Source organism: Carnobacterium mobile DSM 4848 (genome assembly GCF_000744825.1).
GTDB lineage: Bacteria > Bacillota > Bacilli > Lactobacillales > Carnobacteriaceae > Carnobacterium_A > Carnobacterium_A mobile.
This window is the reverse complement of record NZ_JQMR01000001.1, coordinates 964,633-978,908: the sequence shown is the minus strand read 5'-3', so window position 1 is coordinate 978,908 and position 14,276 is coordinate 964,633. Positions and strand designations below refer to the sequence as shown.

Here is a 14,276-nt window from a genome sequence, read left to right as displayed (position 1 = left end):
GATGGATACTATAAGTGTGTTGCAACTTATCTTTTCTTCAGCGTTAGTTTATTCGGCTCCTCTTATTTTAACAGCACTCGGTGGTACATTTTCTGAGCGCAGTGGAATCGTTAACGTAGGACTTGAAGGAATCATGGTTATGGGAGCATTTGGCTCGATTGTGTTTAATCTGTCCTTTGCGGGTCAATTTGGCAATTGGACGCCATGGATAGGAGTAATCGTAGGCGGTTTGATAGGTATTCTCTTTTCATTGATTCATGCCGTTGCGACCATCAATTTACGAGCAGATCATATTATTTCAGGAACAGTTATTAATTTAATGGCGCCTGCTCTGGCTGTCTTTTTAACTCGTGTATTATACGATGGCCGTGGTCAAACAGATATTATTTCTAAAAATTTCGGAAAAGCTAATATTCCGTTATTGGAAAAAATACCCGTTATTGGCGATATTTTCTTTAAAGGCACTTCAGCACCAGCTTTTGTAGGAATTCTTATTGCCGTGTTATGTTGGTTTGTTTTATTCAAGACTCGTTTTGGATTGCGGTTAAGATCAGTTGGGGAACACCCGCAAGCCGCAGATACTTTAGGCATTAATGTGTACATGACCAAGTATGCTGGTGTATTGTTATCGGGTCTCTTGGGTGGAATGGGAGGAGCTATTCAAGCTCAAGCTATCTCATTGAACTTTTCAAGCTCAACTATTGCGGGACAAGGATTTATCGCAATGGCAGCTATGATTTTTGGTAAATGGAATCCACTAGGTGCAATGGGTGCAGCGATCTTCTTCGGATTTGCACAAAGTTTAGGTGTAATTGGCAACTATATCCCATTTATCCAAGATGTACCAAGTGTCTGGCTGCAAATCGCTCCTTATTTGATCACGATTATCGTATTGGTAGGAGTTATCGGTAAATCAGAAGGACCTGCAGCAAATGGTAAGACTTATATCAAATCAAAATAAAAGAGTGTAAAAAACAATTGGGAGAGAAATCTCTTGATTGTTTTTTTGTAGTGAATTCAATACTTCACTTTTTTAAGATTTTCATCTATGATTAAGGAATAGATTGTTTTTTATAATGAGGAGGAAAAAGAATGTCCATCCAATTAACCGAAGGCGTTAATTTGCATGTTTTACCAAGCAAAAAATATAAAACGGTAAGAATAGTTGCAAAGTTTTGTGCCCCTTTAAATAAAAAAAATATCACTAAAAGAGCGTTAATATCTAGCTTAATTGAAACGAATAGTAAAAAATACCCAACACAAACAGCTTTAAGAAGCGAATTGTCTCATCTTTACGGTGCTAGTTTTGGTACTGCAGTTAGTAAAAAAGGCACTTTTCATATTCTGACAGTTTCTTTAAATGTAGTGAACGAAAAATATTTGACTATGGGAGATTCTGTTTTATCTGAGGCAATTGCTTTCTTGAAAGAAGTTATTTTTCACCCAAATGTCTTAAATGGACATTTTGACGAAGAAACATTTGAACGAGAAAAAGAAAATATGGTGAATTATTATGATTCTATAGCAGATGATAAACAATCTTATGCTAGTTTAGAACTACAGAAACTTTTCTTTGAAGATAAAGGGCAACAAACTCCGAGTATTGGAACAAAACAAGATTTAGCAGATCTCACAGCTACTTCATTGTATGAGTATTATCAAGAAATGCTCTTAAATGATCAAGTCGATTTATATGTTTTAGGCGATGTAAACGAGAATGAAATAGCTGAAAAATTCAAAGAGTTTCCTTTTAAAGTAAGAAAAAAACTAGCACAAACAGCTTTTTATAGCGAGCCTCCAATTGAAGAAGTCATTTTAAAAACAGAACGGCAAGAAATTACTCAAGCTAAGTTTAATTTAGGTTATGGGACAGATGTTTTTTACCACCAAGCTAACTACTATGCTGGACAGGTGTTTAATGGCTTATTTGGCGGCTTTCCTCATTCTAAATTATTTACAAATGTAAGAGAAAAAGAAAGTTTAGCTTATTATGCCTCTAGTTCTTTAGATACATTTAGAGGAATGCTGATCGTACAAACGGGTATTGACAGTCAAAAAATGGAACAAGTAAAAGAAATCGTTACGCTGCAGTTAAAAGAAATTCAATCCGGCAATTTTACGGATGAAGCTATAAATCAAACAAAAGAAATGCTGAAAAATCAATTGCTGCAATCAGAAGATAATTCTGGAGCAATCATTGAACGCATATATGCTAATCAATTGGCTAAGGGAGAAGTAATAAGTTTGGAAGATTGGTTGGCTAATATTGATAAAGTAACAAAAGAGGATATTATAGATGTTGCCAATCATGTGAAATTAAAAGCTGCGTTTTTCTTATCGGGGGAGGTTAAGTAATGGAGAAAAAAAATTATGAGCAATTAGATGAAACCTTATATACAGAAACATTATCGAATGGATTATCGGTTACTTTACTGCCTAAAAATGGATTTCATAAAACATATGGATTATTCACTACTAAATACGGTTCAATAGACAATCAATTTGTTCCGCTTGGAAAAAAAGAAATGATTCGGGTTCCAGATGGGATTGCCCATTTTTTAGAACATAAAATGTTTGAAAAAGAAGATGGGGATATTTTTAATATCTTTGGAAAACTCGGAGCATCAGCAAATGCTTTTACTAGTTTTACGCAAACAAGTTATTTGTTTTCGAGTACAAGCAATGTGCTGGAAAATCTAGAAACATTATTAGATTTTGTTCAAGAACCTTATTTTACTGAAGAAACAGTCAATAAAGAGAAAGGAATCATTGCTCAAGAGATACAGATGTATGAAGATGAACCAGACTGGCGTTTATTTTTTGGTATTCTTGGCAATCTGTATCCTAAACACCCTTTGCACATTGATATTGCAGGAACAGTGGACAGTATTATGGATATTACCGCTGATTTGTTATATGAAAGTTATGAAACATTTTACCATCCAAGCAATATGAATTTGTTTGTTGTGGGAAAAATGGACCCAGAAGAAATGATGCAATGGATCCGAGATAACCAGGCCAAAAAAGAATTTCCGACGGCTGTTGAAATCAAACGCCATTTTCCAGAAGAAACAGTGTCAGATATCAAACCGTTTGATTCTATTGAAATGCCAGTTCAACGTGCAAAAAGTATGATTGGCATTAAAGGTATTGGACCAGTACCAAAAGGAAAAGCCGCTTTGGAATATAAAACAGCTATGGATTTATTGTTGACGTTATTGGTGGGACCGACATCTGATAATTATTTAAAGTTATATGACAAAGGAATTATTGATGATAGTTTTTCATATGATTTTAGTTTGGATCGCACTTTTCATTTTGCAGATATCGGTGGCGATGCTAAAGATCCTGCAGCATTCAGTACAGTTATAAAAGAGATTTTGTTAACAGCAAAGGAAAGTCCTGAATTAACTGAAGAGAAGTTAACCTTAGTGAAAAAAAGAATGATTGGACAAGTGCTGCAATCGCTAAACTCGCTAGAATATATTGCTAATCAATACAGTCAACAAGCTTATGGCGAAGCGACTTTATTTGACGTAGTGCCTATTATTGAAGGCATAACATTGAACCAATTAAAGGTATTAGCAGAAGAGTTTATGCAAGAAAAACACATAAGTGTCTTTCACATTTTACCTAAGGGAGACGGCGAAGCATGAAAGCAGCATTAATAATGGGAGCAAGCGGTGATATAGGCAAAGGAATTGCTGAAGAATTGGCCGCAAGCGGCTGGTCGTTGTATTTGCATTACCATACGGATTACCAAAGTGTGGAAAGACAATTGCAAACCTACCGTGCTGCTTATCCGCAACAAGATTTTTTTGGGCTGCATTTAGATATGACAGTTGAAGCGGGAATTCCAGAATTTATTAGAAATATTTTTCAATTGGATGCGATTATTTTCTCCAGTGGTTTTACAACTTTCCAATTACTTACAGAAGTGACTTCAGAAACAATGGATAAAATGTGGGCTGTTCACGTAAAAACGCCTGTCTTATTGATTCAAAAGCTTCAATCAAAACTGGCTCACTCTCCTAATGGCCGAATTGTTTTTATCAGCTCGATTTATGGAGAAACGGGAAGTTCTATGGAAGTTTTTTATAGTACGACCAAAGGAGCGCAATTGGCATTTGTTAAAGCCTATAGTAAAGAAGTAGCAAGTCTAGGGATCACAGTTAATGCAATTTCTCCCGGGGCTATCGAGACGAAAATGAATGGAGCATTTACAGAATTAGAATTAACGGGATTAAAAGAAGAAATTCCTGTTGGACGAATGGGGACCATTTCAGAAATCAGTTTTTGGGTGCACCAATTATTAGAATCAAGAAGTGCTTATTTGACTGGTCAATCTATTATTGTGAGCGGCGGCTGGTTAAAATAAACGGTTTAGTTAACTAAAAAATATTTTTACCAGGTCTCTTAAAAAAAACAGGATAAGTAAAAAGAGATGTTTCAACGTGTTTTGGTGTGTTATAATCATAATGATATGAGGTTTTTATGCTCTCTAAACAAGATAACAGGTAGGTGAAACTAACATGAACGAAATTGGCGAAAAATTGCAAGAAGCTAGAAAAGCCAAAGGATATACTTTAGATGATTTACAACAAATGACGAAAATACAAAAACGTTACTTAATAGCTATTGAAGAAGGCAATTACAATGTTATGCCGGGTAAATTTTATGCACGGGCGTTTATTAAACAGTATGCTGATACAGTTGGTTTAAATGGTGACCAATTATTGGAAGAATATACAGATACTGTCCCTCATACACATGATGAAGAGTATGTGGAAAAAGTATCCAGCAGCCAAACGCGTTCTGGAAATAAGACGGGCAACGAATTACTGACAAAAGTTCGGGACTACCTACCGACATTGATTATTTTGCTGGTTGTTATCGTAATCGCTGTAGCAATTTATTTTGCCTTTATCAAAACAAATCAAGCAACAACGGAAAGCATGATCACAAAAAGTACAGAAAGTGTGGTTGTTTCAAGTGCAGTTTCTGAGCCAGAAAAAACAAGTGAATCTGAATCTAAAGAATCTGCTGCTTCTGAAGAAAAAGAAGAGAAGCAGACTGTCTCTGTTGTTTCATCAACAGGCTCGCAAACAACTTATGCTGTTGAAGGAGCAACAACTAACAATGTCATTACTTTGAATGCAGAAGGCGGCGACAGCTGGGTAAGTGTCGAGGCAGATGGAGTTATGCTTGATCAAGTTTTATTAACAAATGGAGATGCAATGAATGCTGATATACCCGCTGATACTGAACAGGTAAATATCGTGGTTGGAAATGCGGCTGTCACTGTAGTGAAATTAAACGATAAAAAAGTAGATTATGCTCCTGAAGCAGCTAATGCTGTGACGCAAAAAATCGAGTTTCAATTTAAAAAGACAGGATAAAAAAATAAAGATAAGCAAATAGACATTAGCAGGTGAAAAAAAGTTATTTTTATTTTCATTCATGTTGAAAAAGGAAGTAGGCGAAGTTTTGAATTTACCGAATAAACTGACAGTTATACGAATTATTATGATCCCATTATTTGTTATTGTAGCTCTGATGCCATTAAACTGGGGCGTTTGGCACATGTGGGGTTCTTCTATTGAACTTACTCAATTAGTAGCGGCTATTATTTTTGCATTAGCTAGTTTAACCGACTGGTTAGATGGACAAATTGCACGCTCTAGAGGATTGGTGACTAACTTTGGAAAATTTGCTGATCCATTAGCAGATAAAATGTTGGTTATGACCGCTTTGATCGTATTGGTCGGACAAGGACTTGCTCCTTCATGGGTTGTGGCCATTATTGTCTGCCGGGAATTGGCTGTAACAGGATTACGCCTATTATTAGTTGAACAAGGCGGAACGGTATTAGCAGCAGCTTGGCCTGGAAAAATAAAAACCATGACACAGATGCTAGCTATCATTTTTTTGCTGATAGATAATTTCCCGTTTGCTGGATTGGGTATTCCAATGGCTAATATAATGTTATACATTTGTTTATTTTTTACTATTTATTCAGGAATTGATTATTTCGTTAAAAACAGCAGTGTTTTTAAAGGGTCAATGTAATAGAATACAAGAGAGGAATGATTCGAAAAGGAATCATTCCTTTTTTTATTAGTTGAAGTTGTCTTATGTTAAAATAGAAAATGTAACTTACTTTACCCAAATAGCAGTTTTTGTATAGGAGATAAAAAAAGAAAAAACGGTAAACGAACGTATATTAACTAAGAACGAGGTGAAAAAAGATGGACGCTGAAATTATAGCAGTTGGAACAGAACTATTACTGGGACAAATAGTCAATACAAATGCAGCTTTTCTATCACAAGAACTGGCGACTCTAGGAATCAATGTTTACCATCACGTTGTAGTAGGAGATAATGCCAAAAGATTAAAAGAAACGATAGAGTATGCAGAACAAAGAAGCGATTTAATTATTTTAATAGGTGGGTTAGGCCCAACTAAAGATGATTTAACTAAGCAGGTCTTGGCAGAACACTTAGGAAAGGACTTAGTAGTAGATCCTGCAACTATGAAGAACATTATTGATTTCTACGAGCGTTCGAAAAGGCCAATGACACAAAACAATCAATTGCAGGCACTGGTTATCGAAGGCTCAACTGTTTTAAAAAATGCGAATGGATTAGCGGCGGGAATGTTTTTTAAACAAAACGAACAGTTTTATTTGCTGTTTCCCGGACCGCCTCATGAGTTAAAAAAGATGTTTAGGCAAGAAGCCGAGCCTTTATTATTGGCTTATACAAACCAAGAAAATGCACTTGTTTCAAGAGTGCTGCGTTTTTTTGGAATTGGAGAATCACAGTTAGCTGCTCAATTAGATGATTTAATCGTAAACCAAATAAATCCAACAGTAGCTTCTTATGCTGGTAAGTATGAAGTGAGCATACGTTTAACGGCTAGTGGAGGTACTGAGAAAGAGTGCCGCTCTCTTTTGGATAATATGGAGGCCGAAATCAAAAAACGTGTTGGAAGCTTTTTATATGGCTATGGCGATGATACGCGTTTAGTTGAAGTGGTAAGTCGTTTATTAATAGAGAAAAAATTGACGCTAACCGCTGCCGAAAGTTTAACAGGTGGAGCTTTCCAAAGTATGTTGGCCTCAGTAGCAGGAGCATCTGATTATTTTGAAGGTGGTTTAGTGACATACAGCAACCGGATAAAAAAAGAAACTCTCGGTATCTCGCAAGAAGTCATTGACACATATGGAGTAGTTAGCTGCCAGTGCGCTATTGAGATGGCACGAGGGGTTAAAGAAAAATTTGGAACAGATATAGGCATTTCATTCACGGGTGTAGCTGGTCCATCAAAACTAGAAGGTCAACAACCAGGAACTGTCTGGATCGGCTTGGCACCTAAAGATAGGGCTCCGTATGCCACCTGTTTTCATTTTGGGAAAGACCGAAACAACAATCGGGAAAGAGCTGTTTTATCCGGTTTAGATTTAATCCGACGTGAACTAATAGAGATACCTGTTGAAGGAGAAAAATCAAAAAACGGGTAAAAAATAAACCGAATGTTTGTTCGCTTTTTTCTTGCTTTTTCACCAAAAAACAAGTATGATAGAACCTGTGATACTAATAAAATTAAACTTAAACAATTCAGTTAATCGAAGATATTCGAGGAGGATATAAGAATGGCAGAAGATCGTAAACAAGCATTAGATTTAGCGTTGAAAAAAATTGAAAAAAACTTTGGTAAAGGTTCTGTTATGAAATTAGGAGAAAAGGTAGACACTCGTATTTCTACTATTCCAAGTGGTTCTTTAGCATTAGATGTAGCTTTAGGAGTAGGTGGTTTTCCTAGAGGAAGAATCATTGAAGTGTATGGACCAGAAAGCTCAGGTAAAACAACTGTTTCCTTGCATGCTGTAGCAGAAGTTCAAAAACAAGGCGGTATTGCAGCATTTATCGATGCAGAAAATGCGTTGGATCCTAAATACGCAGCTGCTTTAGGAGTGGATATTGACGAACTTCTTTTGTCTCAACCAGATACTGGTGAACAAGGACTAGAAATTGCAGATGCGCTAGTCTCAAGTGGAGCTGTTGATATTGTCGTAATTGATTCAGTAGCAGCTTTAGTACCGCGTGCAGAAATTGAAGGTGAAATGGGAGACAGCCATGTTGGCTTACAAGCCCGTTTAATGTCACAAGCATTGCGCAAATTATCTGGTTCTATCAGTAAAACAAAAACTATTGCTTTGTTTATTAACCAAATTCGTGAAAAAGTGGGTGTAATGTTTGGAAATCCTGAAATTACACCGGGCGGCCGTGCGTTGAAATTTTATGCGACTGTTCGTTTAGAAGTAAGACGGGCTGAACAAATCAAACAAGGTACAGATATTATGGGAAACCGTACAAAAATCAAAGTCGTAAAAAACAAAGTAGCGCCGCCTTTCAGAGTGGCTGAAGTGGATATTATGTACGGCGAAGGAATTTCACAAGTCGGCGAATTAGTAGATATGGGGTCAGAAAAAGACATCATTGATAAGTCGGGTGCCTGGTATTCTTATGAAGGCGAGCGTATTGGTCAAGGACGCGAAAATGCTAAAAAATACTTTATAGATCATCCTGAAATGCGAGCTGAAATCGAGAAAAAAGTTCGGGCAGCTTATGGTATTGGAGAACCAGTGGAAGAGCCGAAAAATTCTGAGAAGAAGAAAACTGAAGAAAAGAAAACAGAAATACCATTGGTTGAAAAAAATAAATAAATGTTAAAAAATAACAGATGCAAAAAGTCAAAGAGCCAAAACAAGTTCAACTGTTTTGACTCTTTTTTCTGCAGCTAATCGAGAATAAGTGCGGCTCTAGTCAGAAGACTGGTAAAAAAATAAAAAAATTTAAAAAATAAAAAGAGCGCTTTATGAAGCGGGCCATGCCATTTATGAAATGAAAATAGCTGAAAGAGCATCAAAAGTTATTATTAAGTTGACATGTCTTGTACAGACAATTAAAATTAAGTTATCTATTACTTTATCTTAGATAACAAGTAGGTTTTTATTGGTAAAAAATTATACAGTTCTACCAGATAATTGGTAAATAGTAAATGACAAATTAAATAGAAGATACGGAGGTGGAAGAATGAATTTTAACAGTATAGCCTTCGCTATCGTTACTTTAATTGTCGGTCTTTTTGTAGGATATGCCATCCGCAAATCAAAACATGAAAAAGAATTGGCTGGTGCTAGAAACACTGCAACTGGAATATTGGATGAAGCGCAAAGAGAAGCAGAAACCATGAAAAAGGAAGCGATGTTAGAAGCGAGGGATGAAAACTACAAATATAGAACTGAAATTGAAGCTGAGCTGAAAGAAAGAAGAAATGAGATTCTAAGACAAGAAAACCGGTTAGTACAGCGAGAAGATAATATTGACCGTAAAAATGACGTCTTAGAAAAACGTGAGCGGACACTTGAAGCAAAAGAAGAAAAATTAGGTTCAAGACAGCAATTATTGGACGATTTAGAGAAGAAAGCAAGAAATCTAGTTGAACAACAAGAAGCAGAATTAGAACATGTAGCTGCACTTTCACGTGAAGACGCGAAAAGTATTATTATCCACGAAACAGAAGAAGAGCTTTCACATGAGCTTGCTGTAATGGTTAAACATTCAGAAGAAAAAGCTAAAGAAGAAGGTGAGCGCCGTGCGCGGAATTTAATTGCTTTAGCAATTCAAAGAAGTGCAGCAGATCAAGTCTCTGAATCAACTGTATCTGTAGTAGCTTTACCGAATGATGAAATGAAAGGCCGGATCATTGGAAGAGAAGGCCGCAATATTCGTGCTTTAGAAACACTGACCGGAATTGATCTGATTATTGATGATACACCGGAAGCTGTGATTTTAAGTGGGTTTGATCCTATCCGTCGTGAAATTGCTCGGATGACACTTGAAAAATTGATTCAAGATGGGCGAATTCATCCTGCTCGTATTGAAGAAATGGTTGAAAAATCACGTAAAGAAATGGACGAACGAATACGCGAAATAGGTGAACAAGCAACCTTTGAAGTAGGAGTCCATTCGATTCACCCAGATATCATTAAAATTTTGGGACGGTTGCGTTTCAGAACAAGTTATGGTCAAAATGTGTTGCAACATTCAATAGAAGTTGCAAAATTAGCTGGAGTACTGGCTGCTGAATTAGGCGAAGATGTTGTATTAGCTAAACGAGCAGGACTGCTGCATGATATTGGTAAAGCTTTAGACCACGAAGTAGAAGGCTCTCATGTAGAAATTGGCGCAGAAATCGCTATGCGTTATAAAGAAAATGCGACCGTTATAAATGCAATTGCCTCTCATCATGGAGACATAGAAGCTACATCAGTCATATCTGTTTTAGTAGCAGCTGCTGATGCCTTGTCTGCTGCAAGACCAGGGGCAAGAAGTGAATCACTTGAAAATTATATTCATCGTCTTGAAAAATTAGAAAGCATCTCCAACAGTTTTGAAGGTGTGGAACAAAGTTATGCTATCCAAGCGGGACGCGAAATCAGAATTATGGTTAAACCGGATAAAGTAGATGATTTAGAAGCGGTCACTTTAGCACGAGATGTGCGTAATTTAATTGAAAATGAATTAGATTATCCAGGCCATATTAAAGTAACGGTTATTCGTGAAACACGTGCAATTGAATACGCAAAATAACGTGAAGTAAAAAAGCGGAACAAATGATTATCATTTGTTCCGTATTTTTTTACGCTGCTTTTCTTTATACCCGTTTATTGTTAAAATAAAGTGAAAGCAACTATTTAGAGAAGAGGCAACAAAAAATGAAATTATTATTTATCGGAGATGTCGTTGGATCAATGGGAAGAGAAATGGTCCATGATCATTTGCAAAAATTAAAACAAAAATATAAACCGCAAGTAACGATCTTAAATGGTGAAAATGCAGCAGCTGGGCGCGGCATTACAGAAAAAATTTATAAAACCTTTTTGCAAGATGGAGTCGATGTGGTAACGATGGGAAATCACACATGGGATAATCGTGAAATTTTTGAGTTTATTGGAGACGCTAAAAAAATGATACGACCAGCTAATTATCCGGAAGGTACTCCTGGCAAAGGATTGGCATTTATTAAAGTCAATCAATTGGAGTTGGCGGTTATCAATTTACATGGCCGGACATTTATGTCGGATGTTGACGATCCTTTTAGAAAAGCAGATGAGTTACTTGAAGAGGTCAGTCAACGGACTCCTTTAGTTTTTGTTGATTTCCACGCTGAAACGACGAGTGAAAAACAAGCGATGGGCTGGTATCTTGATGGGCGTGTGTCCGCAGTCGTTGGGACTCATACACATGTACAAACTAATGATGCACGTATATTACCTGCTGGAACAGCTTATTTGACTGATGCTGGTATGACGGGTCCTTATGATGAAATTTTAGGAATGAAACGAGAAGCTGTTATAAATCGCTTCTTGACTCAAATGCCTACACGATTTGAAGTGCCAAAAGAAGGACGGAAAATATTATCCGGCTGTTTCATTGAAATTGATGATGCAACAGGAGCTGCGAAAAAAATCGAGAATATCGTGATTAACGATGACCGCCCTTTTGGGAGCAGCTTTTAAACAAGTGAGGAAGATACATTCATTTCGAATCAAGAAACATAAAGAAGGGGATCTATATGACGCAAAAAATTCAACCTACCCCAATGATGGTGCAATACTTAGGAATTAAAGAACAATATCCAGACGCTTTTTTATTTTACCGTTTGGGTGATTTTTATGAGTTGTTCAATGAGGATGCAATTAAAGCTTCACAATTATTAGAAGTTACATTGACCAGCCGGAATCGGAATGCAGAAAATCCGATCCCGATGTGCGGTGTTCCTTATCACGCAGCAAGAGGCTATATCGATATTTTGATTGAAAAAGGCTACAAAGTCGCAATATGCGAACAAGTAGAAGATCCGAAGACCGCTAAGGGGATGGTCAAGCGAGAAGTTGTTCAATTGATTACACCTGGGACAGCGATAGAGTCTAAAAATATTGATGCAAAATCCAATAACTATTTAGCTGCTCTTTCTATAACTGGCGAGCAGCGCTTTAATTTAGCTTATGCGGATTTAAGTACTGGAGAATTAAAAGCTGCTCAATTATCTTCGGTAGAAGAGGTCATCAATGAACTGAGTAGTTTAAAAACAAAAGAAGTCGTTTTCGAAGAAGCGAAACACCTTGAATTACAATCAGATCTGCAAACAAAACTGGGGGTTATGGTTTCTACCCAAAAAGCTGGAGAAGAAATTGCTGAATTTGCTTATTTATCTAGTGATGTAGAAAATATGGAGATTCTTTCAGCTTTAAAAATTCTATTGTTGTACTTAACCATGACGCAAAAAAGAAGTTTAGCCCATTTACAAAAAGCTGAAGTTTATACTCCTGCTAATTATTTAAAAATGGATCATTATTCTAAACACAATTTAGAATTAGTGTCTTCTATTCGATCAGGACAAAAAAAAGGCACCTTGCTTTGGTTGTTGGATGAAACCAAAACAGCAATGGGCGGCCGCTTATTGAAACAGTGGATTGATCGTCCTTTAATCCAAGAAGCAAGGATCAAAGCACGCCAAGATGTCGTAGAAAGTTTAATCAATCATTTTTTTGAACGAATCGATTTAAACGAAGCACTAACTCAAGTGTATGATTTAGAACGTTTAGCTGGAAGAGTAGCCTTTGGAAATGTAAATGGCCGTGATTTGATTCAATTAAAAACATCCTTATCTCAAATTCCTGTATTGAAAGATAGGATTGCCTTAATGAATAAAGGGGAATGGGATGAACTGTTATCTCATTTAGATACTGTACCAGAAGTTGTAGACTTAATTGAGCAGGCGGTTGATGAAAATACGCCCTTATCATTGAAAGAAGGCAATGTTATCAAAGACGGATTTGATAGACAACTGGATCAGTATCGTGACGCTATGCGTAATGGCAAACGTTGGATTACTCAGTTAGAAGCTCAAGAACGGGAAAAAACAGGAATCAAGACATTAAAAATTGGGTATAATCGTGTATTCGGCTATTATATTGAAATCACGAAATCAAATCTGGCTAATTTGCCAGAAGGTCTGTATGAACGCAAACAAACTCTGGCTAATGCTGAACGTTTTATTACGCCAGAGCTAAAAGAAAAAGAAACGCTTATCTTAGAAGCAGAAGAAAAGTCCTTGGCATTAGAGTACTCTTTATTCACTGAGGTTAGAGAAACCGTTAAGCACTACATTGAACGGGTACAATTGTTAGCCAAAACAGTAGCTACAATTGACGTGCTGCAAAGTTTTGCGACAGTGAGTGAGAAACACCATTATGTGCGCCCAGAATTAGCATACGGCAGTCAAGAACTTACCTTGATAGACGGGCGGCATCCAGTAGTTGAAAAAGTACTGGGACAACAAACTTATGTACCGAATAGCGTTGAAATGGATGAGAAAACAGAAATTATGCTGATTACTGGTCCAAATATGTCTGGTAAAAGCACGTATATGCGCCAATTGGCTTTAACAGTTATTATGGCTCAAATGGGCTGCTTTGTACCGGCCGAGTCCGCCAAATTACCTATTTTCGATCAAATATTCACTCGTATAGGTGCTGCGGATGATTTAATCTCTGGACAAAGTACGTTTATGGTAGAAATGATGGAGGCTAATCAAGCTTTACGACATGCGACTCCTCATAGTTTAATACTATTTGATGAAATTGGCCGTGGAACAGCTACTTTTGATGGCATGGCTTTAGCTGAAGCGATTATTGAATACATTCATGACCATGTCCACGCCAAAACCTTGTTTTCTACTCATTACCATGAATTGACAGTGCTTGATGAAGAATTAACAGGATTAGTTAATACACATGTAGGAGCTATTGAAGAAAACGGAGAATTGATTTTTTTACACAAAATGTTGCCAGGACCAGCTGATAAAAGTTATGGGATCCATGTAGCAAAGTTAGCAGGATTGCCAGATGATTTGCTGTCTAGAGCAGCTGTTATTTTAGATCGCTTGGAACAAAAAGAAGAAATTGTTTTAGAAACAACAGTTCAAACAGAAGAGTTTCAAACCAATAAAAAAAGAACGACAGAAAAAGAAACGGCTGTTGCAGAAGAAGCGGCAGGACAGTTATCTTTATTTGGAATGGCAGATGAAAATGAATCTTCCATCCTAAAGGCATTGAATGAATTAAATCTACTGACTATGAGTCCTTTAGAGGCTTTAAATGTATTACATGAGCTTCAGCAACAGTTGAAATAAACTGTTAAAA

The 14,276-nt window shown here is 36.8% G+C and carries 11 protein-coding genes; all 11 read left to right on the top strand.

Annotated elements, in window-relative coordinates:
• Position 1: 1 nt before the first annotated feature.
• Positions 2 to 961, top strand: a complete 960-nt coding sequence (locus tag BR87_RS04410) for an ABC transporter permease (protein ID WP_035029193.1) — start codon at positions 2 to 4, stop codon at positions 959 to 961.
• A 131-nt stretch (positions 962 to 1,092) separates the two neighbouring features.
• Positions 1,093 to 2,355, top strand: a complete 1,263-nt coding sequence (gene yfmF, locus BR87_RS04405; RefSeq protein ID WP_035029190.1) for an EF-P 5-aminopentanol modification-associated protein YfmF — start codon at positions 1,093 to 1,095, stop codon at positions 2,353 to 2,355.
• Positions 2,355 to 3,656: an EF-P 5-aminopentanol modification-associated protein YfmH gene (gene yfmH, locus BR87_RS04400; RefSeq protein WP_035029187.1), complete on the top strand. Its 1,302-nt coding sequence runs from the start codon at positions 2,355 to 2,357 to the stop codon at positions 3,654 to 3,656. The genes yfmF and yfmH overlap by 1 nt, the downstream gene beginning before the upstream one ends.
• Positions 3,653 to 4,378 (top strand): elongation factor P 5-aminopentanone reductase, encoded by a 726-nt coding sequence (gene ymfI, locus BR87_RS04395; protein ID WP_035029184.1) that lies wholly within the window; start codon positions 3,653 to 3,655, stop codon positions 4,376 to 4,378. Before yfmH ends, ymfI begins: the two co-directional genes overlap by 4 nt.
• 154 nt (positions 4,379 to 4,532) lie before the next feature.
• Entirely contained in the window at positions 4,533 to 5,399 is an 867-nt protein-coding gene (locus tag BR87_RS04390) for a helix-turn-helix domain-containing protein (RefSeq protein WP_035029181.1), read from the top strand.
• A gap of 88 nt (positions 5,400 to 5,487) precedes the next feature.
• Entirely contained in the window at positions 5,488 to 6,069 is a 582-nt protein-coding gene (gene pgsA / locus BR87_RS04385; protein WP_035032797.1) for a CDP-diacylglycerol--glycerol-3-phosphate 3-phosphatidyltransferase, read from the top strand.
• Positions 6,070 to 6,248: 179 nt separating this feature from the next.
• Complete coding sequence (locus tag BR87_RS04380) at positions 6,249 to 7,523, top strand: competence/damage-inducible protein A (RefSeq protein WP_035029178.1); 1,275 nt, start codon at positions 6,249 to 6,251, stop codon at positions 7,521 to 7,523.
• Positions 7,524 to 7,655: 132 nt separating this feature from the next.
• Positions 7,656 to 8,729 (top strand): recombinase RecA, encoded by a 1,074-nt coding sequence (gene recA, locus BR87_RS04375; protein ID WP_035029175.1) that lies wholly within the window; start codon positions 7,656 to 7,658, stop codon positions 8,727 to 8,729.
• A gap of 370 nt (positions 8,730 to 9,099) precedes the next feature.
• The gene (rny, locus tag BR87_RS04370) at positions 9,100 to 10,659 is read left to right on the top strand and encodes a ribonuclease Y (RefSeq protein ID WP_035029172.1); all 1,560 of its coding nucleotides are present in this window, start codon (positions 9,100 to 9,102) and stop codon (positions 10,657 to 10,659) included.
• Between the two features lie 125 nt (positions 10,660 to 10,784).
• The gene (locus BR87_RS04365; RefSeq protein WP_035029169.1) at positions 10,785 to 11,588 is read left to right on the top strand and encodes a TIGR00282 family metallophosphoesterase; all 804 of its coding nucleotides are present in this window, start codon (positions 10,785 to 10,787) and stop codon (positions 11,586 to 11,588) included.
• A gap of 56 nt (positions 11,589 to 11,644) precedes the next feature.
• Positions 11,645 to 14,266: a DNA mismatch repair protein MutS gene (gene mutS / locus BR87_RS04360; RefSeq protein ID WP_035029168.1), complete on the top strand. Its 2,622-nt coding sequence runs from the start codon at positions 11,645 to 11,647 to the stop codon at positions 14,264 to 14,266.
• The last annotated feature ends 10 nt before the right edge of the window (positions 14,267 to 14,276 follow it).

What these genes read in the sequence shown, in the direction of transcription:
- BR87_RS04410 (WP_035029193.1), top strand. Translation starts at nt 2, where the DNA reads ATGGATACTATAAGTGTGTTGCAACTTATCTTTTCTTCAGCGTTAGTT.
- yfmF (WP_035029190.1), top strand. Translation starts at nt 1,093, where the DNA reads ATGTCCATCCAATTAACCGAAGGCGTTAATTTGCATGTTTTACCAAGC.
- yfmH (WP_035029187.1), top strand. Translation starts at nt 2,355, where the DNA reads ATGGAGAAAAAAAATTATGAGCAATTAGATGAAACCTTATATACAGAA.
- ymfI (WP_035029184.1), top strand. Translation starts at nt 3,653, where the DNA reads ATGAAAGCAGCATTAATAATGGGAGCAAGCGGTGATATAGGCAAAGGA.
- BR87_RS04390 (WP_035029181.1), top strand. Translation starts at nt 4,533, where the DNA reads ATGAACGAAATTGGCGAAAAATTGCAAGAAGCTAGAAAAGCCAAAGGA.
- BR87_RS04380 (WP_035029178.1), top strand. Translation starts at nt 6,249, where the DNA reads ATGGACGCTGAAATTATAGCAGTTGGAACAGAACTATTACTGGGACAA.
- recA (WP_035029175.1), top strand. Translation starts at nt 7,656, where the DNA reads ATGGCAGAAGATCGTAAACAAGCATTAGATTTAGCGTTGAAAAAAATT.
- rny (WP_035029172.1), top strand. Translation starts at nt 9,100, where the DNA reads ATGAATTTTAACAGTATAGCCTTCGCTATCGTTACTTTAATTGTCGGT.
- BR87_RS04365 (WP_035029169.1), top strand. Translation starts at nt 10,785, where the DNA reads ATGAAATTATTATTTATCGGAGATGTCGTTGGATCAATGGGAAGAGAA.
- mutS (WP_035029168.1), top strand. Translation starts at nt 11,645, where the DNA reads ATGACGCAAAAAATTCAACCTACCCCAATGATGGTGCAATACTTAGGA.